Origin of the sequence: Mucilaginibacter dorajii (assembly GCF_024808255.1) — a bacterium.
In the GTDB taxonomy this organism is placed as follows: domain Bacteria; phylum Bacteroidota; class Bacteroidia; order Sphingobacteriales; family Sphingobacteriaceae; genus Mucilaginibacter; species Mucilaginibacter dorajii.
The window spans coordinates 71,447-90,763 of the sequence record NZ_JANTYS010000021.1; the positions used below are offsets into that span (position 1 = coordinate 71,447).

General features: G+C 41.5%; 17 protein-coding genes. 3 read left to right on the forward strand and 14 right to left on the reverse strand.

Annotated elements, in window-relative coordinates:
• Positions 1-106: 106 nt before the first annotated feature.
• The 7 genes from FHS10_RS22765 to FHS10_RS22795 form a co-directional block, all read right to left on the reverse strand.
• Positions 107-1,390 (reverse strand): hypothetical protein, encoded by a 1,284-nt coding sequence (locus FHS10_RS22765; protein ID WP_259095546.1) that lies wholly within the window; start codon positions 1,388-1,390, stop codon positions 107-109.
• 134 nt (positions 1,391-1,524) lie between these two features.
• Positions 1,525-2,127 carry a hypothetical protein gene (locus FHS10_RS22770; RefSeq protein ID WP_259095548.1) on the reverse strand — a complete coding sequence of 201 codons (603 nt, stop codon included), beginning with the start codon at positions 2,125-2,127 and terminating at the stop codon, positions 1,525-1,527.
• A gap of 102 nt (positions 2,128-2,229) precedes the next feature.
• The gene (locus tag FHS10_RS22775; protein WP_259095550.1) at positions 2,230-3,438 is read right to left on the reverse strand and encodes a hypothetical protein; all 1,209 of its coding nucleotides are present in this window, start codon (positions 3,436-3,438) and stop codon (positions 2,230-2,232) included.
• 116 nt (positions 3,439-3,554) lie between these two features.
• Positions 3,555-4,751, reverse strand: coding sequence for a head maturation protease, ClpP-related (locus FHS10_RS22780; RefSeq protein WP_259095552.1), 1,197 nt, complete (start codon positions 4,749-4,751; stop codon positions 3,555-3,557).
• A 549-nt stretch (positions 4,752-5,300) separates the two neighbouring features.
• Positions 5,301-5,558 (reverse strand): hypothetical protein, encoded by a 258-nt coding sequence (locus tag FHS10_RS22785; protein WP_259095554.1) that lies wholly within the window; start codon positions 5,556-5,558, stop codon positions 5,301-5,303.
• A 125-nt stretch (positions 5,559-5,683) separates the two neighbouring features.
• Positions 5,684-8,374, reverse strand: a complete 2,691-nt coding sequence (locus FHS10_RS22790; protein WP_259095556.1) for a hypothetical protein — start codon at positions 8,372-8,374, stop codon at positions 5,684-5,686.
• Between the two features lie 94 nt (positions 8,375-8,468).
• A complete protein-coding gene (locus tag FHS10_RS22795; RefSeq protein ID WP_259095558.1) occupies positions 8,469-9,068 on the reverse strand; it encodes a hypothetical protein in 600 nt (199 codons plus the stop codon).
• A gap of 372 nt (positions 9,069-9,440) precedes the next feature.
• Between FHS10_RS22795 and FHS10_RS22800 the strand changes: the two genes are divergently transcribed.
• A complete protein-coding gene (locus FHS10_RS22800) occupies positions 9,441-10,100 on the forward strand; it encodes a hypothetical protein (RefSeq protein WP_259095560.1) in 660 nt (219 codons plus the stop codon).
• Between the two features lie 48 nt (positions 10,101-10,148).
• On the opposite strand, the gene FHS10_RS22805 is transcribed toward FHS10_RS22800, so the two are convergent.
• Complete coding sequence (locus FHS10_RS22805) at positions 10,149-12,200, reverse strand: hypothetical protein (RefSeq protein WP_259095562.1); 2,052 nt, start codon at positions 12,198-12,200, stop codon at positions 10,149-10,151.
• A 195-nt stretch (positions 12,201-12,395) separates the two neighbouring features.
• Here FHS10_RS22805 and FHS10_RS22810 point away from each other — a divergent pair, with 195 nt between their 5' ends.
• Entirely contained in the window at positions 12,396-12,839 is a 444-nt protein-coding gene (locus FHS10_RS22810; RefSeq protein WP_259095564.1) for a hypothetical protein, read from the forward strand.
• A 4-nt stretch (positions 12,840-12,843) separates the two neighbouring features.
• On the opposite strand, the gene FHS10_RS22815 is transcribed toward FHS10_RS22810, so the two are convergent.
• From FHS10_RS22815 to FHS10_RS22840, 6 genes are all read right to left on the reverse strand, one after another.
• The gene (locus FHS10_RS22815; RefSeq protein ID WP_259095565.1) at positions 12,844-14,952 is read right to left on the reverse strand and encodes a hypothetical protein; all 2,109 of its coding nucleotides are present in this window, start codon (positions 14,950-14,952) and stop codon (positions 12,844-12,846) included.
• A gap of 139 nt (positions 14,953-15,091) precedes the next feature.
• Complete coding sequence (locus FHS10_RS22820) at positions 15,092-15,538, reverse strand: hypothetical protein (protein ID WP_259095568.1); 447 nt, start codon at positions 15,536-15,538, stop codon at positions 15,092-15,094.
• Between the two features lie 105 nt (positions 15,539-15,643).
• A complete protein-coding gene (locus FHS10_RS22825; protein ID WP_259095570.1) occupies positions 15,644-15,844 on the reverse strand; it encodes a hypothetical protein in 201 nt (66 codons plus the stop codon).
• Entirely contained in the window at positions 15,787-16,494 is a 708-nt protein-coding gene (locus FHS10_RS22830) for a hypothetical protein (protein WP_259095572.1), read from the reverse strand. Before FHS10_RS22830 ends, FHS10_RS22825 begins: the two co-directional genes overlap by 58 nt.
• A 78-nt stretch (positions 16,495-16,572) precedes the next feature.
• A complete protein-coding gene (locus tag FHS10_RS22835; protein WP_259095574.1) occupies positions 16,573-17,829 on the reverse strand; it encodes a PBSX family phage terminase large subunit in 1,257 nt (418 codons plus the stop codon).
• A 144-nt stretch (positions 17,830-17,973) separates the two neighbouring features.
• Entirely contained in the window at positions 17,974-18,423 is a 450-nt protein-coding gene (locus FHS10_RS22840; protein WP_259095576.1) for a DNA-packaging protein, read from the reverse strand.
• A 273-nt stretch (positions 18,424-18,696) separates the two neighbouring features.
• Here FHS10_RS22840 and FHS10_RS22845 point away from each other — a divergent pair, with 273 nt between their 5' ends.
• Positions 18,697-19,197 (forward strand): Xre family toxin-antitoxin system antitoxin, encoded by a 501-nt coding sequence (locus FHS10_RS22845; RefSeq protein ID WP_259095578.1) that lies wholly within the window; start codon positions 18,697-18,699, stop codon positions 19,195-19,197.
• Positions 19,198-19,317 lie beyond the last annotated feature (120 nt).

A 19,317-nucleotide genomic window follows, 5' to 3' on the forward strand; every position in this document is an offset into this window, starting at 1 on the left:
CGGTTAAAAATTGATTTTGAGTGTGTAGTTAGTCTTTGGGTTTTCCTCGGATATCAAGACTTTGTTTTCGAAGTGCTCCCTTCGGGGAAGATTTAGGAGGGACTGTTTAGCTACACATCGCTTCGGCCTCGTTCTGTTTAAAGCCGTAGGCATAAACCAGGGCGGCTATCTTATTTTTCGCCGGGATGGTGGAAGCCAGTAGCGTGTTAATGGCATTTCCGGCCTTAATACCAGGGTTATCATCCGCAGCTATTGCCGGTACAGGTTTGATAGCCCAATTATTGGCAGAATTAATATCTGCATAAAAGTGACTGAATACTTCGGCAAGCGTCTCGGCAAGGTCTGCTCTGTCGGCGGCTGTATTATCATTAAACTCTATGATTGCCTGCTTTTTCTCGCTGCCATTACTCAATCCAGATGATTTTTCGGCATTGATCAATTCCTTTGGTACCGAAAACCCTTTGATGATTCGGGACTCAACAGATCTTTCGGTGGTTTCAAATAGCTTATCATTGTTTTGGATAGGGTAGGCCTTAAACTCCGGTTTGGAATTTTCATCCTCATATTCAATAACGATGATCTTTTGCGCACTTTTAACACCCTGGAAAGCCCCGAGGTCTTGTTCCATTTGCGATGGGGTGTTTATCCCTGCAAACTCATCGGCATCTGGCTTGCTGTTATCCGCTTCTTCCCGGCGTGCTTGCATAAACAGCATGGTTGAGGGTAAAAAACCTGTAGTAACTTCTCTGTTGTTAAATATCTTAATGCCAGCCTCGGTTTCAAAATCTTCCCAAACAGAATCGGCTTCAATTAACGGGTAATCATCAACCTCGGGATTAAAATAAAGCAGCTGGCCTTTGTAATGTTCCCATCCGCCCGCAGCGGTAACCTGTTGTTGAATAACAGCGGCATCAGGATCATATTTATCTAAAAAGGTGATCTTGCTGCGCATAATGTTTTTCCAGGTTTTGCGGCCCCAGTCGTTATAAATGGCAAACTTATCGGCTGTCTCGGGGCAATCGGTATCGCCCATTCTTATATCCTCAAACTTTACATAGTTTACTGATGATATTTTAAAATTGGCATTATAATTTACATGGATCCCGAAGCCGGTGAATAGTGCTTTATCTGTTGCTAAGGCTTTTAATAGTTTGGCTATCGTTAGCCCATTGGTGTTGATTATTTGCTTGCCCAATCCGGCGGCTTCAAAGCCGTTGCCCGCTATAAACTTGGTCCTTTTATTCCAACAGTCTTTGGCGGTTGGCGATCCGGCAACCAGTTCCAGCATTCGTTGCGGGTAGGCGTTATCCAGGTCGTAATTTAAGATGCCATAGGTTTGGTTAGGTCTTACCAGTATCCGGCGTTCAATTTGTGGCAGGTAGGTTTTCATTTGCCCTCCTTACCCCCTGAAGGGGGAGTTAGCTTGCTAACTTCTTTTGTTTGATTGTTGAAATTCATTCTGTTGTTTTTCTGATAGGCCCCTTCAGGGGTAAGTGTATATGAAGTGATAAGGGTTAGGAGGCGTTAAGCCGGCGATCCTGAGGTTATAGTTAAAAGCTCAATAGCTGCAATTGTACTTGCATAAGTTGCGGGGCCAGATTGTGGTGCTATTGAAATAGCCCTTGGTGGATAAGGCTCTTTCAGCTTATCGGGGTTGGTAAGTTTTAATTTATAACCACCATCTAAAGTTTCATCGGTGGCGTTGCGTTCGGCATCGGTGAGGATCAATCCATTCACCGCGCCAAAAAGTTCAATGGCCGAATCGCTTGATTTATAGTTGTTAACCGCTATAGCCCTTACCCTGCCATAGCCCATGGCCATTAATTGGGCTTTAATATCTACCGATAAGCCGGCAATGTTAAAGTCTATCTCCTCGGTATAGCGCGGCCCTACCTGGGTTTTGGTAAGTTTCGACATGGTGTTGAAACTGTTATTAGTGCCCTCAAACTTATAGATCTTTGCACCGCCAACCGCGCTTAAGCCGGTAATGATTAAAGGGTTACTTATATCATAAGTTAAAGCGATATCATCCTGGTTAAATATGTATACCACATCCTCTATGCCCGATGTTATAGGCTCATCTATACCCAGCTGAAAGCCGGCGTTTATTTTATTGTAAATTGACATGTTTATTAGTTGATTAAGTTAGATTGGTTGATTAAGTTGATTGGGTTTTAAGTGGGGTTAATAACCATTCACTTAATCAACCCAATCAACCACTCACTATTGTTAGGCCGACAAGTAAAACAGTTCGTTAGCAAATTTGAAGTTTACGGCTGCTTTCATGCGGGCCTTCATGCGTACTACGTTATCGTTGGTGTAGGGCTTCATGTACACGGTTGATAGCTCAGATGCATCGCCCAATAAATCTACACCTAAAAACAGGTTTGATGAACGGGCCCCTAAAATGGTATTGGCTTGCCAATGGTTCATGATCTGTAACGGGATACCCAGGTAATCCATCTTTTTCATATCGGTGAACGCATTAATAACATTTAGCGCCTTGTTGGCCTGTGCCTGGGCGTAAGCGTAACCCACATGTAACGGAATTTGCAGGTTAAAGTCGGTTTGGATGCGGTCGGCGGGGTCAAGTTGGGCGTAAACGCTGCCTAATACCTGCAATACGTTGCTTACGTTGATGTAGCTGATGGTTGCGCCCGATGAGGTGTTTAAGAAAGTTGCCGGCTTACGGCTATTCACTTCATTGTAATTACGCACCAGTTTAAAAGTAGTAGAGGTTAATACCTGGATAAAGTATGATTGACCGGGTAAATCGATACCCGAAGCACCATTGGTAGTATCCTTGCTGGTGCCTGTAACCTGGGTAATTGTTACCACGTCGCCATCGGCCAACGTTGATGTATCGGCTACGGTAACTACGCCTAACGAACTGATTGCAGTAGCGCTCATAGATGTACCTGGTTTACCCAGGCCTACCTTGTAAACGCCACCTGCCGCGGCAATAGTAGGCAACAAGCCAGGAAATGCCGCGCTGAAAGTAGCTTCTTTGGTTGAGCCTTTTCCCAACCAGTACAAGCGCTCGTTGGCTACCTGTATTTTGGTTAAATAACGCTGAACCATAAAGTCGGATAGGTCTACAATACCCTCATAGTCCATGAATGCGCCCGGTTTTAATGATTGGGCTTCCCAGCTTTGTGCCAGCTTATCCCATTGTTCCTGTTTCATAAATTCGTAAATCACGGGATCAAGGTAGCTTTCGGTTTGCTGTGCGGTTGTACCCTGGTCGTGAAAAATACCCGATGGGTCTTGTAATACTACGTCATCGTCAACATCAAGTATTACTTTGCGTGCTTTAACGTCGTTAATAACGGTGAGCAGTCCACGTTTAACAGAGTCGGCCTCCAGCAGCGTGCTTGCCATAAACCCAGCCAGCGCTTCGCCAGCATAGGTATTGTTTGTAAATGTAAATTGAGCCATAAAAAGATTTGCCCCCCAGCCCCCTAAAGGGGGAGCTTTTTGATTAATGTGGTTTAATTATAGGGATGATATATGATATGGTTTAGGTTTAAAACTATTGTTCCCCCTTTAGGGGATTAGGGGGCTATTGCCCGTTTTACCGCATTTTTAGCAAGTTCGCTTTGCGGGGCGAAGAAGGGTGTCGTTTCGGTTTTTGCTTTGTTGCTGCGTTTAGAACCTTCTGGTGTAAAAGTTGATTTGATCTCGTTTTTAACTTCGGTGTTTGTTTTCTGTAAGCGGCTCCCGGCTTCTTCCAATGCTGTGCGGGCCTCGGCCAATAGCGCGTTTTGGGCATGCAGCCTGGCTTTTAAGGTTTGTAACCGGTTTTGGATTTCCGTGGCTTTTTTACCCATACTTACTTTGGCTGTTGGCACATCGTCGTCATCGTCTTCTGCATCGGGATCGGTCTCTGGTGCTGGCGCTACTTTTTGCACCTGTCCCTCTTTTACCTCAATCTTTTTGCCATCGGCAGCAGTGTAGGTATCGGTTGCTGCCGGGGTACTCATGTCTTCGTCATTGTACACTTCGGTGCCTTCGCACATTTCGCCGGCGTGGTGCAACGTACCTTTGTCGGTAATGGTTTGTTTGTTCACTACTTTTTTAAAGAAGTTCATAATCTTATCCAAAACCGACGTGGTTTTCTCGATAAGGTCTTTGTTTTCGATGTTCATGTTGTTTTTATTGTTTAAGATTTTGTTAATGCATCGCTGATAAAGGGCGGGGGCGCTGTTGGTGTATTTTTTGATGAGGGCTATGTTGGTTACTTCGGGTTGGTAATCTTCTACCCAGTCAATAAAGCCCATGTCAAGGGCCTGGTCGGCAGTCATCCAGGTAACGGAGTTGATTAAACTGTTTATGGTAACTCCGTCCAACCCGGATTTGTCCATGTAGATTTGCGCCAGGCGCGATTGCACCACATTTAACATCTGCACGTCTTTTAAAAGCTCATCTGCATTGCCTCCGCTGCCCACCATTGGTTTGTGAATCATGAGCAAGGCATACTTGCTCATCACAATGGTTTTACCGGCCATGGCCACTACAGATGCCGCCGAAGCAGCCAAAGCATCAATATAAGTAGTAACGTTGCCCGGGTATTTTTTAAGCAGATCATAAATGGCGATGGCATCAAAGGCGCTACCGCCCACCGAGCTGATGTGTACTTCAAGGTCCTGCCCGGCCGCCTCCTGTAGTTGAGTTTGGATATAAGCTGATGATAAATTGCCTGAGCCGATGCAATCGGTTTCTGTATCGTATAAATAAATTTTGTAACTCATCTTGGTTAGATTTGAGATGTTATATATGAGATTTAAGATTTTTTCCGGAAGTCCGAAAGGTTGAAAAGTCCAGAAGCTTTGAATTGATCAATCTGAATAGTCATCAGCTTGATGTTTGTAATGCCGATTGGCATAATTCAAAGGTCGGTATTTGTTTTTTATTTGATGGTGACAGTGTTTTGTCAGTAGCTTGATTTTTTTGCTGAGCGCGAATTAAGCGAATTGCTTGAATTTTTAGAGTTCTGTTAGCTCTCTAATTCTGAGAATTCTGGTTCAGACTGAACAAAACAAATATCGGAACTAATTTTTGTTTTGGTGGTGACACTGTTTTGTCAGTGCTTGTAATTTTTTTCTGAACCAGGATTTTTACGATTTAGCAGATTTTTGGGATTTGATTTGCTCCCGGCAGTTTTTTAATCTGAAATTTGTTTGAACAATACAAATATCGGCATTAATTTTTGTTCTTGTGGTGACAGTGTTTTGTCAGTAGGCAGAATTTTATAAATTCTGCAAATTCTGATCGAACAATACAAATATCGGTACAATATTTCAATCTGATGGTGACACTGTTTTGTCACCATTGGTAAAACAATTCAAGGCGCGCCATATGGTGCGTTCGTTTTTGCCAAATTTCAATTCGGCCTCCAGTACTGCCTGGTTTTTAGTTATCCCACGTATCTGGATCTGCGCGGTTATCCAAAGATAAATCTCCCGATAGGTAAAAATTTTATCGGTAATAAAGCCAGCTTTGTACATCGCCGAAAATACGCCGTTGTCAAATAAGTTGTTTGCGAGTGTGATATCCATTTTTTTAGTATCAAGTAATTGGTATCAGGTATCAAGATTATAGAAAAGTAGTATCGATAGTGTTTTCGTTATCAAGTAGCCATGTAAAAGTCTTGCGACTTGATACTAACTACTTGATACTGCCCCTACAGGTTCACCCTATCCACCGTTTGGGCCAGTATATTTTGCTGGTTGTTTACATCCTTCACATCTACATAAATAGGAGGGAAGTTGTTGATCATTTGGTAAGCAATCGTGTTTGCCAGTTCTTTTACATCGTTCACCGGCTGGTTATAATAGCGGTTGGTATTGCCGCCATCGGTATAAATGCCGCCTATAGCATAACCGTTGCCGGGATTGCGCATCGAAAAATCCCTGCCGCCGTGCGCTACATTGATGGCACTCACCAGGTTACGCGCCCAGGGATTACGCATAGCTTCTGAAACCACAACCGCCTCGCCAGATCGTAAATAAGCATTGGTGTTATCTGTACGACTATAGCCAGGGAGCAAAGCCCCGCGGCCATCAGATACAAACCGCCCACCCCTGGCAAATTGCGGCGGTTTTTGTGAGGCGATAGTTGCTATCTGGATAGCTGTCATGGCAACATCGGCAGCTATGAGTGGAATGGCAAATGGCATACCTGTGGTTGCTAAAGTTTTCGTGATCGCAATAGCACCGTTAATTACCGCCTGGGCTATCTGTATTTTCTGCTCGGCCTTGAAGGCTTTTATCTTTTCATCGTTTTCCTTCTTTTTGTATTTGGCCTCAATGGCCGTTTTTTGCGTTTTGGTGAGGTTGGTGTTGCTTAGTTCGCGGGCTTTATCATTTTCTAAACCTTTTATTTTGGCTTCACTGGCAGATTTTATGCTGTTGCTTATCAAAGAAAACGCTGCGCTCGCAACCTGTTGTGTTATTTGAATAGCCTGTTCTGCGCGTTGCTTTTGATTTTGTTTATCCAACGCGGCGATATCTTTGTTTCGCTTGGTTTCAATTTCTTTGATTTTTACACTATTGCCCTCGGCAGTATCAATTTCATATTGGGCTTTGTCCCAAATCAGTTGTTTTTCTGCAGCCAGCTTTGCTGATGGACTATCAGCTCCATCAACATTTGCCTGATCCTGATTTATCGCTTGCTGGTCTTTTTTCAGCTTTTCATTTTTGACACTTTCCGCATCAATCTTAGCTAGCTCAACCTGGGTCTGCTTTTCAATCTCAACCCGTTTGTCTTTGTTGATTGTTAGTAGATTTTCTTTTGCTTCCAACTGTTTTTTTAAATCGACAATGTCATTTTGGTATCCGGCAGCTACCGCTAAAGCCATTTGTATTTTTAATTTTTGTTGTTGTGAAATGATCTCGTCATCACTTTTTTGTATCAGTTGCAGGTTTTCATTCTTTTGTTGGATAAGGATATTCTTCTGTTTTTCGGCCCCTTCTGCCATTCCTTTATTTTGGAGGGCGATTAACTCCTGCTGTGCTTGTTCGGCTTTTACTTTATCCTCCCGGTTATACTTCTCTATAATCTGGCTCAGGTTATTTCGGTGCTCACTTTCTAACTGCAAATTTACCTTGTTGTATTCTTCGGCGCTGATGTGCTTCTTATCAAAAAGTGTATTAAGGCCTTCAACTTCTTGCTTGTAACGTTTGTTTTCGGCCAATGCTTCGGTGCCGTAGGCGTCAAAAGTGGTTTTAAGCTGACGGGTGAGCGAATCTTTACGAATTTTTTCGGCCTCAGAAAGATAATCTGTGGTATCTTTATTTCCCGTTTTTAGAGATTGTTGCCGTACCGATTCAGTTGTTTTGAGCCCTGTGATTACTTTAATGCCATATTTTTCTGTGTAATCGCTTACTGATTTGATAAGAGCCTTATTTTGGCCATCAAGAAGTTTAGAATCAGTAGTAATATCCGCCACTGTTTTTTTTAATTCATTTCGCCTATCTTGTATTTCCGAAAGTTTAGAATAAGCAGCCTGTTCCCTTGAATCAGATCCGGGAGCAAATGAGCTGCCGCCAATAACCGGGTGGCTTACAACATCCTCATTTTCTTTTTGTGCAATTTTGAGTTGAGCTTCATATTGTTTGAGTTTTGCTGCTAAGCCCGTAAGCTTATCATCATTACCTAATTGCCTTACCTGGTTCTTAGTCATTATCTCTTCGGCAGCCCTTGCTCTTGAGGCTGCGATTATGGCGTTAGTTAAATCATTATATTGTTTGGTTGCATTGCCATTAAGAATGGTTTCATTTGATATGCCTTTAAAATAATCCGGGTATAAATCACGGATTTCATCAAGTGCTTTTTTACGTTCTTTTGAAGCTAAATTTTGATTTTGGGTGGCGTTATACAATAATTTGAGATGTGCTAATTCCGGTTGTGCATTTTGCAAGCCCTGCGATCGGGATTGATTGACGGCTTCCATAATGATCTTTGTATCTTTCATCACCTTGCCTAAGGCAGTTAACCGTGTCTCGCCTTTTATCAATTCACTTACCCAACTAATTATTGCCCCGCTGTAAGTTGCCAGTAAGGTAACTCCTACGGATATCAGGGAATTCCACGAAAACATGGAAGATGCCAGCTGTGATAATATACTCACAGGTTTTTGGCCCGACGCCGCAAGCTCTTTATTCTGAGCGTTCAATTTAGTTATAGAGTCTATTACATCTGGTAATTTTTCGCCAAGAGCCTTCAAGCCAGCCTGCAAGCCATCGGAAAATTCAGGAAGTTTACTATTTACCCCACTTATAGAAGCTTTAAGTTTATCTAATGCATCAGCGTAATCTTTCGCTCTTTTAATTTCATCATCGGTTATACCGCTATTGTTGTTTTGTGTTGACATAAATTGATGTTATGATTTAAATGCCAATTGGCATTTAAATGTGATAAAAAAACATTTAAAGCTTATTGAGCTTTAAATGTAAATTGAGATGATTTTATTTAGATAGTTTTCTGAACTGGTGGAGTTCATGATGAGTAACTTCGATCATTACTACATAAAATGGACCGTCGTCATAAACATAGCCAAATGGTAGTTGGTTACTATAGCTTTCTTCCTCTTTTATCAGTGCCTTTTTATTGGTAGTTATCGAAAAAAAGATCATGGGATAATATTCTTGACCAAGTTTTGCCTCTAAAATTTCTGATCCCGTATAATTGCCTATACACGCAGTTTTGTATTTGCATAAGCTATCGCTGCTAATACTAAAGCGAGATTGAATTATGGCCGGCTTATTAGATGAGCTTGAGTTATCCAACGGGCGGATTTTTCTATATAAATGCAAGTTGTATGAGCCATATTTAGATGTTTCATTAACCAACCAGTTTTTTGCGTAAAGCTTATCACCAACTTTAAAGTCATTATATTTTATGTTGGCATAATACAATGAAAGGTACTGCCTATTCAAAAATATTAGTGCTATAATTATAACAACTGCTAAACCAATGCCCGCCAGGATCTTATATTTTTTAACACTTTTTTTTTCAGATTTATTATCGGGTGAAGTATTTGTTTTGTAGTTTGTAACTGTGCTCATTTAGGTTTTGCTAATTTTATTGGTAAAAATAATAAATCAGAAAGTCAATTGCAAATAAATTTCTGTTATTATTAGCAAGGTGTTACAGGTTAAACCACTCTGCGGGCTGTGGTTTTAAATCTCCATTATTATTATAGTCTGCACTGCGAAGGTTAAACACTGGTCACTGGCTAAATAAGCAATTTCAAAATGCAGAAAAAAACAGGATTATGTGTAGAAAAGAATAAATTGATACTCGAAATTATCTTATTTATTTTGCTATTATACTTGTTAAGTATGCTTTAAGTGCTATATGGCATAAAAACAATAAAAAATATTTTTATTTGCCAATTTTTTTAGCATTTTTAAAAAAAAATATAAACTTTATCAAAAATGAAATTTAAACCGTGTTTCCTATTTATTTTAAGCGTTACTGTATTTGCCTGCCAAAATCAGCAGAAGAAAAGATTTAAATCTGCTGCAGACTCGATCAGGCATGCCAAACTATTAGCCGAGGAACGTGGTGAAGAGACTCCGGATCCCAGGCCCAAAGATGAGGCTGCCTTTTTCAAAAGAATAGCCGCCGAATCTGACTATGATGTTACCTCAAATGCCGCGAAAAAGGATGCGCATATTATAGCTTTCAATAAATATGCTTTGGACAGCTTAAAGAGTATCAAAGATTGGGAATTTAAAGTTACCGAGGTTAATGATAATAGTTCTGATGCAAGCAGTTTGGTTAAAACGATGGGCAACCCCGATGCTGTTTATAATTTAATATTGGTTGCGCCTATTAAGGTTGATAATTCGGTTGATTCGATATCCATAAGCAACAGGGTTGACTTTGTTTATAGTATACCTAAAGAACCCAAAGGAGATGCTTTAAAAAAGCAATTAGATTTAATTAAAACGCTAACCAAAAACGATGTGGTTATTGTTTCAGGTGCTTTAACGCATATTGATGATAAAGGAAAAGTGAACTTCGCTTCGTTTTATGATCAATATCTTCCCTGGAATATCGATTTGCTTTTAACCAGTATTAGAAAAAAATAAAACAGGCACTTCAAGTTCTAAATTAGGGTAGATACAGCTTTTACCTATCTATCCTAATTTTACCAACTCCACCTTAGTTGGCTGCCCCTTACGCCAGCTATCAATTTTATTAATATAATAGTAACAGCTATCCTGCTCCAGGTAAACAGGTATAAGCAGATTCAGTTCTAAAATATCCCTCGGCGTAAGTAAAAAATACCTTACCACCTTTTTGGTTTGTTGTAATATTTTTTCCAGTTCGGGGTAATATGCCTTACGTAAGTCCTCCCAAAGCAGGCTCATGCCATCTTCAGCATCCGGCTTGTAAAAGTAGGGTATCGAGATGGTGTCATTTATTACCACCGGCGCGCTTTCCCCGTCAATAAATGCGATAGATGGTTTGCCCTCTATATTTTGCAGGTTGATCTTTTGGTCAATTAAAATACGTGGCTGTGTGTTGATGCTAAAATCTGTAGCGGTATCGTCATTTGCGGTATCAACCTTTAAGATCTGTGCTATCGATCCGCCTATGTACGGCCTGTTAAGCGTAGGGGCAAACTGGCTTTCAACAAGTGCCGTTGTTAAAGGCAGGGTTTTATCGTTGATGCTTATTTGCGAGTTGCCAAACTTTTTATCTAAAATGGCATCATCATCTTTATAGGTTAAAGTATTTACCTGCGCATAATTACCCAACTGAAAGCTTATCGTTTTACCCTGATCAAGGCACTTGCTTGTCCAGTTATATGCAACCGGAATATTATTCACAATATCCCTGAATGAAGAAAACGTGATCATGCGTGTTGTATTATTACTCTGGCAAATAATACCAAAACGCTGCAGCGTATCTTTCAGCAAATCTTTTTGTGTGATATCCGGGAAAATACGTTCGCATTGCACATCCTGGTTATACAAAATGTTATTGTCTTTGGCTGTAATGGTTAAGGTAGTATCGCCCGATATAATAAAATAAGAAGGGGCCCACTTGCTAAGTTCAAAGCCCACGGTTACCTGGTAGCCTGGCTTAAAATCAATATCTTGTGTTAGTTTTCTTGGTTCGAAATTATGGTAAACTGTTGCTTTACCGCCAATGCCCGACCCAATCCTTGGATCGCCTTCCTCAACCTGGTAGGTTAAGGGGTAGGAGAGGTCTCCATCCGGCGTATGCAGATAAATGGTTATGTTTAAATTGGTGTTATCACCATGTAGCCCTCCTTGCAGGTATAATTTAGGTACGTTAACTTGTACAGTACCTGTAAATACATTTGCAGCAGTAAACGTGGTGCCGTTAAATTGATTTTTAATATCGCTTTGCACTTGCTTAAATGTAAACAACCCGCTTACGGTTGCATCTCTGCGTGGGCTGTCAACCCTTCTTTCATCACGTAAAGATGCCGACATGCCTAAATCGCCCTGCGTGGTTTGATAGTCAACACTGTGCTCAAAATTATCATTGGCAAACTGCACTATTAGCTTATCATATAAAGGCTGCTTCAATAAAAAGGAATCGGGATCAATTTTATACCCTGCTGTTTGCGCAAAAAGATTGATCGCGGTTTTTAAAAAGAAACCGGGCCGCAGGTAGTGTACATCAATTTGCGGCGAGGTTTTATAGTCGGCTGCTATTTTGCCGTAGTCAACCACCGGCCAAATGTAACCCTCTGTATTTAACTGCGATTGTGTTACGGTGGCCAAATCCCAGTTGTGTTTATAGGCATCAAACATTTTTAGCGCGCCTATTGGTGTAGTGCTATCGCCCATATCATAGATCTTCACATCCAACGCGTCAAAAAAATCGACGTTGCCACTTAATACCGTAATACTCGCGCTATCCTGCTCAATCATGTTTAACTGGGCTATACCGTAGGGCACAATCTCCAGCCCATCCTGTATAATGCGGGCATCATAATATTGGTAAGGTAAATTGGTAGTAAAGGCAATATCATCCGGAAAACCTAAAATTTGCCTGTTGCGTTCCGTTAACGGTAGCTTAAACTGGTTACTGGTATTGCCCTGCTGGTTTTTTACTTCGGCCAGGTTGTTGATTTGGAAGGTGAGGGCGATTGGGCTATCGTCGCTCAAATCAACCAGGTTATCGTTTATATATAATTGTATTTGGTTCATGTTGGTTCATTAGTTCAATCGTTCATTAGTTCATTGGGCTGGTCTGGTTGGTAAAACTATATGCTCACCGCTGTGTCCCCGTTCATAATTAATTGTTTAAAGTGCTTTATTATCAATATTTTACTTAAGTTTAAATATTGCTTTGGCTTATGATGGGCCGGGTGCCAGTAAACCTGTTGTTATTGTTTTATGCTGATGAAGTGCCGATTGCTTATCCTGGTTACGATGTGCTGCCTATCGGCCTGTAAAAAGGATAATGAAGGCGCCACACCTGCACCTACCATTGTAGGTAAATGGTTTATGAAAAGCCACCGGATACAACACAGTAAAAACAATATGGTTATAGCCGATAAAATACGTACCGATTACCTGGTATCTGATTTTGAGTTTTTTAACGATGATGGTACAGGCTATACCTCAAACAGTACTTCATCGGGCACTGTAGCTATCATTCAATATAGGTATACGCTTAATGGTATTAGGCTTAAAATCAACCGGGATACACCCACTTTTTATGCGGGCAATTACACGGTGGTATCACTCACGGCAGATAGTCTTGCAATTCATTATGAAAGCGCTTCTGTTATTGATGGCGATAGCTATCGCGGTATCGAAGAGATCGTCCTCAGTAAAAAATAACACACTATTGAGTTTGGATATTGATTGAAGGCATATTAAACGTGATGCTGAATGGTGCCTGCCCGTTACGGGTTTCATACTCACTAAAGGTAGCCGTGTTGATCACTATAGTTTGCCATTTAACCGGGTTTTTGTTCACCAGCATTTGTACTTTGGGCGAGTATTTGATGGATTGCAAACCTTTAATATCGGCTACCGATAGATCTTCGGCCACTACCTTCATTTTCTGCCCGGCTGTTTTGCTAATCACTTCTTCAATACCTTGCTGGTTTTCCCAATCATTTACAAAGTTTTTGATGATGGTAGCGTTTTGTACATCCAAACTAATCTCCTGGTTAAAAACAAAACGATAATAATTCCATGATCCGCTTAATCCTATCCAGCGCAGGTAAACACTCTGGTCGTCAACCGCGTCATCAATCCTTACAACCTGGGTTTGGGTTACGGTATGTGTGCCATGCTCATCGGCATATTTAAGAGCCAGGTTAAAGTAAAAAGCTTCGCGCGGGAAGCTGCCGCTGATCATTAACCTATTTAACCCTAATTGCCCCGGGATGGATGTGTTTACCTGCGTTTGATCGGCAATAATGAATTTACTGCCATCCTGGTTTAACAACCATGAGCCATCATCATTAAGTAAGTAGCTTACCTGCGGACCGCCGGCCAGGGGTTGCCTGTTAATATCCAAAAGCGTGGTTTCGGCATATAGTTGCAAGCCAACTATTTCGTCGCTATAAATGAAGCCAATATCAAAAGGGTAGCCTATGGAGTAAGCCGGCTCGGCAAAATCCGTTACCCATTTTGCCAATTGACTATTATCGCTAACGTCTGCAAACGGAACATAAGCTGCCAGGTTGCCGCCATAACGGTCACCTAACTGTTTTGCCGCGTACACCACATAATAAGGGTGTGGCATATTTATAAAGGTGGTTGTATGCCCATCGGTGCTGCCATCGTCCCAATGTTCGGCGTATTGTATCTGGTAGCTGGCGCTTAGGTTATCGTCCCTGAAATTAGCTTGCGTGTAGCCACTGTTGTCTGCCGGGCGTAACAGACTTTGCAAAAAGTTAGATAGATCTGCTTTGACCAGTCCGGTGCCGTCTGGCCTGTTGCTGGCTGCAATGGTGTTTTGCACGCCCGTTAACTTATCTAAATAAGTAATTTGGGTAATGATCTTATAATACGGGCGCACACTGTTGATATTGATAAACCCGGTTGCATTGCCAACAAAAAGTGTTTTAATAATAATGTTATTGTAGCCGCTTAGCTTATCAATTTCATAAACACCTTTATAAACCCCGGCATTCAGGTAAACCTTTTCGCCGGAGGCGACTAAATATTTGGCTGTGATAGAGCTCATGAGCGATGTATTTACTGTTACGCAGGCATAACCCTTTTCAGTATCTACGGTAACATTGGTTACCCCAAAATCTTTGCGTTGATAGGTAAATACTATTGGGTTGAAAGCCGCGTTCCAACGGGAGATGTTGCCACCGGTTAGCGTAACGGAAGGGTCGCTTGTGAGCAGATCAGACAGCATGGGGATGGTAATAAATTCCTGTTGTGTACAGCCTAATGGATTGGCATCTTTTACTACCGGCTGTATCAGCCCACCGCTCAGGCCGCTAAATGTAGGCGATAACTGCCAGGTGCTGCCAAAATCATTACTATATTGAATAGGGCCATAAGTTGACGATGCATTAATAGTTACTTGAGCATCCGCTGCACCAACCGACGATTCGGGTTTATCGATATTGATAAAATTGATCTTAAGGTCACAAACGGTAGGAGTAGGGGCTGCACCTCCGCCACCAGATACAGAAACAATAGCTAAAACGCGGTAATAGCTTTGGGTTTGCTCCCCAAGCTCATTGTATCTGTTATCCTGTAACGTGGCATTTTCCAGTATGCGGATGCTTTGGCCGGGTATAGTTACCTGGTGTGTTTCGGTATCATCGGTATAGGTTACAACAACGTTATTACCGTTAACAGGTTGGTGGGTTACGCTATCGGTTAGGGCAATGAATACATCGGCGTAAGAGATTTCACCACCATTTTGGTCCGGAAATGTGGAGTAACCGTTTGTGTATTGAAAACTTGCAATTATGCTCATTGATTTGGGTATTTAATTGTGAATAGCTTTTTGAATTTGTGGGGCATGGCATATTGGCAAATATGTGATGGGTTTTAAAACCATCGCTATAATGAAAGCTTAAATTGAATTTTAAAGCGATTGCACCGTGGCAAATGATTTATACAAAAGCATCAAAATACATAGTTGCGAGAGTGATAGTCAGGCCAATGCCGGTGGTGTTTACATCAAACTTGTTATAAACCGGCAGGCATTTGGCTTTTAAACCGGCTTTAACCCTAAAGTACCTGCCTTCGCCTTCGCGGTAACGCGATGCTTTTACAATAAACTCGTTTGCTAACTGTAGGGCCTGGTTTACGTAAGTTTCGTTATCTGCAGTATATTGCCCAAAATCTGTTTTAAACAAAAATTCGAGGTATATGGTGAATGTATTATCAACCGATCCGTTCACCTGCGGCGACACGTCAATAGGCTGCAGCGGGTACATGAACACACATGGAAAAGCGGCGACGCTATCGGCCAGCGTATTTAATTCGTTTTGGGTACCATAAGCAAACGAGGGACTCCCCGTAAGTGTTTGCACAATGGCTTCTATTTGGTTGCGCATAAAAGTTATATAGGCCCCCCAACCCCCTGAAGGGGGAGCTTTTTATTGATTTGATTGCTTTGCAGGGATACACGATATTGATTTTATTGAACTATTGTTCCCCCTTTAGGGGGTTAGGGGGCTTAATTCCATATACCTTTTCTGATACTCTGCTTCTGTTTTATTGAGCAGCAGTTTGGTAAGCACCCTTTCATAAGGCATGTTTAAAATGGTATCCCATTTGGTGATATCGCCGCCGGCAAGGGAATTTATGGTGTTGATGTATTTAAATTTTTCGAAGGATTGGATACCTGCCCGCTTTTCCATAACTGTTGCAGCCGATGCCAGAAGCTTATTTTCGGTGTGGATAAGCTGGGATAACAGGTAAAAAAATGTTTAGCGATGGGCAGTGCCTCCGTTACCCGCATTTTTTTTATTTCGGTTATAAATTCCTCAGCCTCGTATTCGTTGTATTTTTTGCCGGTTGTTTTGCAGTAAAAGTAATGCGCCAAAACCTGGCAGCATGTATTTAATGATGGGTTGAAGCTTTCCTGCCAGTCACCTTCACCAAATTGTTTAATGTGGTTGTTTACTTCTTCGGCTATAATTTCTCTTACAGCCATGAATGCCCCCGCCGGCTCAATAGCCAGGTTTTGTATCATTTTTATTGTTTTGGGGCGATTGCTGCCTGGCAACGAAAAGCTTATCTGTTTGGGTATCACATCGCTGTTATACAAATATTTAATTTGGTACGATAAAGCAAGCACCGCATCGCCAAAAACCTGGAAGTCTTTTACATCCTTTACCTGTTGAAGCTCCGCAAGAGCTATTCCCGATAGAATGCTAATCGCTTCGATATCATTTAAATTTGCCTTAGCCTGCATGGCCATCATTTGCCCCAGGTTTACATCATTCAATTGCGTAGGTATTTTAACCCGCAATTTTCCATGGATTGTTTTTAATGTTTTTTCTATCATATAGCCCCCAACCCCCTACGGGGTGTTTTTAAGTTGTTTTGTTTTAAAGAATAGCCACCTGCTTTGCAAGTTCCCCCTTCAGGGGGTTAGGGGGCTAATCAGCTCATCATAAACACTTCTGCCCATAGGCCGTGGTATAAAGGGTAAGCGCGACCTGATCTTTTTGTTATTGTTACTGGCGCTTAACTTATTTAAGGCCACGTAACGTAGGGCATCAATAAGATGATTATAAGAATCTACAACCTGGTTAATAGTTTTGCCGCTCCGGTCTACACGCCATTTGTAACGCTCCAGTTCTTTACGCAGGTTAACGCTGCCCCGGGTTACGTTTATGTGGTAACGCTTCAATATATCTATAGAGTTTTTAATGCTATCGGGGCCTTTTTTTGCTCCGCTGATGTACCAGCCAAGGCGTTTAAATTCCTCTATCGATTTTGGTTCGGCGCTATCGGCAATAATTTCGGTTTGCTTGCTAACGTTGGCTGTCTTTAGCTTCCTGGCGATATCGGTGTTGGTTAACCCGGTTTGGTAAAATAGTTCGTGTACCCAAAGTTCGCCGTTTTGCCTATACACTTGCAGGCAGGCCGTTTCATCGTTGGTAAAGCCAAAATCAAGACCAGTAGCAATCAATTGTGCATCCCCCGGTATTTGTTCACAAACGTACCAGTTGGTAAAAACCAGGCCCGATATTTTGCCGGTTAAACCACGGGCATAAACTTTCCACAGTTCTTCATCTTCGTTTTTGATAGCCTCAATTTTATCGCGCGTGCCCTTGTCAAGGAAGGGGTTGTGCCGGTGGTCTGATATAATAAGCTGCACATTTGGCCTGCCCAAAACCTGCTCATGTACCCAAAAGGTATTATTAGGGTTGTAGTCAATATAAATGCGCTTACGGGTACGCAAGGCCAATTCGCTGTAAATGGCATAGCTTATGCCATTGGCTTCATTGATGAACAAATAATCGCGTTTGCCCGACTTGGCGTCCTGTGCATCGGTGTAGCTTTTAAATTCAATAAGGCTGCCATTATAAAACTCAAAAACCCTATCGGTTTTGTTAAAGTTTTTTACGCGGGTTTTTAATACTGCCGATTCACTGTAGATCTTTTGCGCATCGCGAAGGGCGCCGGCTTTAAGGTTAGGTATATCCTGACCCACTATAGTTATTATCTGTTTAGGATTTTCACAAGCCAGGCAGAATAACACTTGCTCTATCGCAAACGTCTTTCCCGAGCTTGTACCGCCCTGGTTGACGATAACATGGGCCTCTGTATTATAATTTTGCCCAAAAAGGATTGATACCTCGAATTTTGGGGTGGGTGATTGGTCATTATTCATTTGTCATTGGGTCATTTGCTTCGCGTCATTAAGTCATTTCGCATTACTGCCATTTAGTAAGTGTGTTGTGCAATTGAAAGTTGCCTTGGGGAATAGGCAACAGGAAAGGGCGTTTTTAAATTTTCAAATCCTTAAATCAAAAGGTCACATTTTTACCTCCTTTTCGTTTCCTGCCGGGGTAGGGCCTGTGCTGTTGATTTCAACTTTAAAAGTTTTATTTTCAGTAGCCGATATGTTGGTATCTGGCTTCTCTTTCCAACCCATAGCCTTTAACGCAAAAATGGCACCTGTGGGCTTCTCAAACAAGAGTTGCTCATAAGCGGCTTCTATGCGAAGCCTGGCGTATTTGAAGGGTTTTAGATATCTCAATTTTTGTTCATATATCCTAAAATTCTCCATGCTATCAAACCCGAGAAAAAGCGCCAGGCTGGAGGATGTAGGTTGTTCCGGATCACGGGTCCAAACTTTACGACTGGTGGTTTCGGTAGTTGATTTTGTTGTTTTAAGTTTATATTCTCCCTTGATATGTGAGAAATAGGCATCGATTAACTGCACCAGCTGCGGAGCAGTTTTAAATTTGAGTGAAGTTTTCATGTTTATGTTTAAAATGCCGATTGGCATAGAGTGAGATCAAATGTAAGAAATATATTTTGAATATGCTAATTTTTTTGGCAAATAATTTAGTTCATTAGTTCACTGGTTCATTAGTTTATTGGTCTTGTCTGTTGTTTTTGCAGGGTTATGTTAGCAAAGCGATATGTTGGCGAGTTTGGTTGGACATACAAGCTATTGAACTCTTCACCAATGAACTAATGAACAGTTTAGCAAATTATTTTTGTTTTAAATAGAAAATATTTACATTTGTATATGAGCAAATCAATTAAAGGCCATGTAGCGTCACGGGGAAGTACCCCGGCACCTGTAAAGCCATATGTTTATGAAAGTACCGCAACATTTATGGTAAATGATTTACTGGTACCCTATGAAACCTATTTTAAGTCGCCCTTGGCTAAGTTAGGCGCTATAAAACAGGGCTTGCAGGCTGGTGCCCTCACAGATCTTTTGCGTGTTACAGGTGCCACCCAGGTTGATATTGCCAAATGGCTTGATATTACCGAGCCAACTTTGCGTAAACATATCCAGGGTTCACGGGAGTTAAACCAGGGCTTAAGTGAGCACATCATACAATTATTTGAGCTTTTTGATAAAGGCCTTGATACCTTTGGCTCCCTTGATGAGTTTAAAAGCTGGTTAAAGCACTATAACCCTGGTATTGATGCCATTCCATTTGATCTGCTCGATACCCTTACCGGCATCAGCATTGTATTAACCCAGCTTATCCGTATTGATTATGGTGTACTTGCTTAAGGTGATAGGAATTATTGAGTTATTGAATTATTGATTTAATGAATTAAACCCTGTATTAATGCTATATCGATCTTTAATAACTCAGGTCAATTCACCCGGCTCCGATAAAAATCACTAATT

What these genes read in the sequence shown, in the direction of transcription:
- FHS10_RS22770 (WP_259095548.1), bottom strand. Translation starts at nt 2,127, where the DNA reads ATGTCAATTTACAATAAAATAAACGCCGGCTTTCAGCTGGGTATAGAT.
- FHS10_RS22780 (WP_259095552.1), bottom strand. Translation starts at nt 4,751, where the DNA reads ATGAGTTACAAAATTTATTTATACGATACAGAAACCGATTGCATCGGC.
- FHS10_RS22815 (WP_259095565.1), bottom strand. Translation starts at nt 14,952, where the DNA reads ATGAGCATAATTGCAAGTTTTCAATACACAAACGGTTACTCCACATTT.
- FHS10_RS22765 (WP_259095546.1), bottom strand. Translation starts at nt 1,390, where the DNA reads ATGAAAACCTACCTGCCACAAATTGAACGCCGGATACTGGTAAGACCT.
- FHS10_RS22845 (WP_259095578.1), top strand. Translation starts at nt 18,697, where the DNA reads ATGAGCAAATCAATTAAAGGCCATGTAGCGTCACGGGGAAGTACCCCG.
- FHS10_RS22785 (WP_259095554.1), bottom strand. Translation starts at nt 5,558, where the DNA reads ATGGATATCACACTCGCAAACAACTTATTTGACAACGGCGTATTTTCG.
- FHS10_RS22825 (WP_259095570.1), bottom strand. Translation starts at nt 15,844, where the DNA reads ATGGAAAAGCGGGCAGGTATCCAATCCTTCGAAAAATTTAAATACATC.
- FHS10_RS22800 (WP_259095560.1), top strand. Translation starts at nt 9,441, where the DNA reads ATGAAATTTAAACCGTGTTTCCTATTTATTTTAAGCGTTACTGTATTT.
- FHS10_RS22830 (WP_259095572.1), bottom strand. Translation starts at nt 16,494, where the DNA reads ATGATAGAAAAAACATTAAAAACAATCCATGGAAAATTGCGGGTTAAA.
- FHS10_RS22775 (WP_259095550.1), bottom strand. Translation starts at nt 3,438, where the DNA reads ATGGCTCAATTTACATTTACAAACAATACCTATGCTGGCGAAGCGCTG.
- FHS10_RS22840 (WP_259095576.1), bottom strand. Translation starts at nt 18,423, where the DNA reads ATGAAAACTTCACTCAAATTTAAAACTGCTCCGCAGCTGGTGCAGTTA.
- FHS10_RS22805 (WP_259095562.1), bottom strand. Translation starts at nt 12,200, where the DNA reads ATGAACCAAATACAATTATATATAAACGATAACCTGGTTGATTTGAGC.
- FHS10_RS22810 (WP_259095564.1), top strand. Translation starts at nt 12,396, where the DNA reads ATGAAGTGCCGATTGCTTATCCTGGTTACGATGTGCTGCCTATCGGCC.
- FHS10_RS22820 (WP_259095568.1), bottom strand. Translation starts at nt 15,538, where the DNA reads ATGCGCAACCAAATAGAAGCCATTGTGCAAACACTTACGGGGAGTCCC.
- FHS10_RS22790 (WP_259095556.1), bottom strand. Translation starts at nt 8,374, where the DNA reads ATGTCAACACAAAACAACAATAGCGGTATAACCGATGATGAAATTAAA.
- FHS10_RS22795 (WP_259095558.1), bottom strand. Translation starts at nt 9,068, where the DNA reads ATGAGCACAGTTACAAACTACAAAACAAATACTTCACCCGATAATAAA.
- FHS10_RS22835 (WP_259095574.1), bottom strand. Translation starts at nt 17,829, where the DNA reads ATGAATAATGACCAATCACCCACCCCAAAATTCGAGGTATCAATCCTT.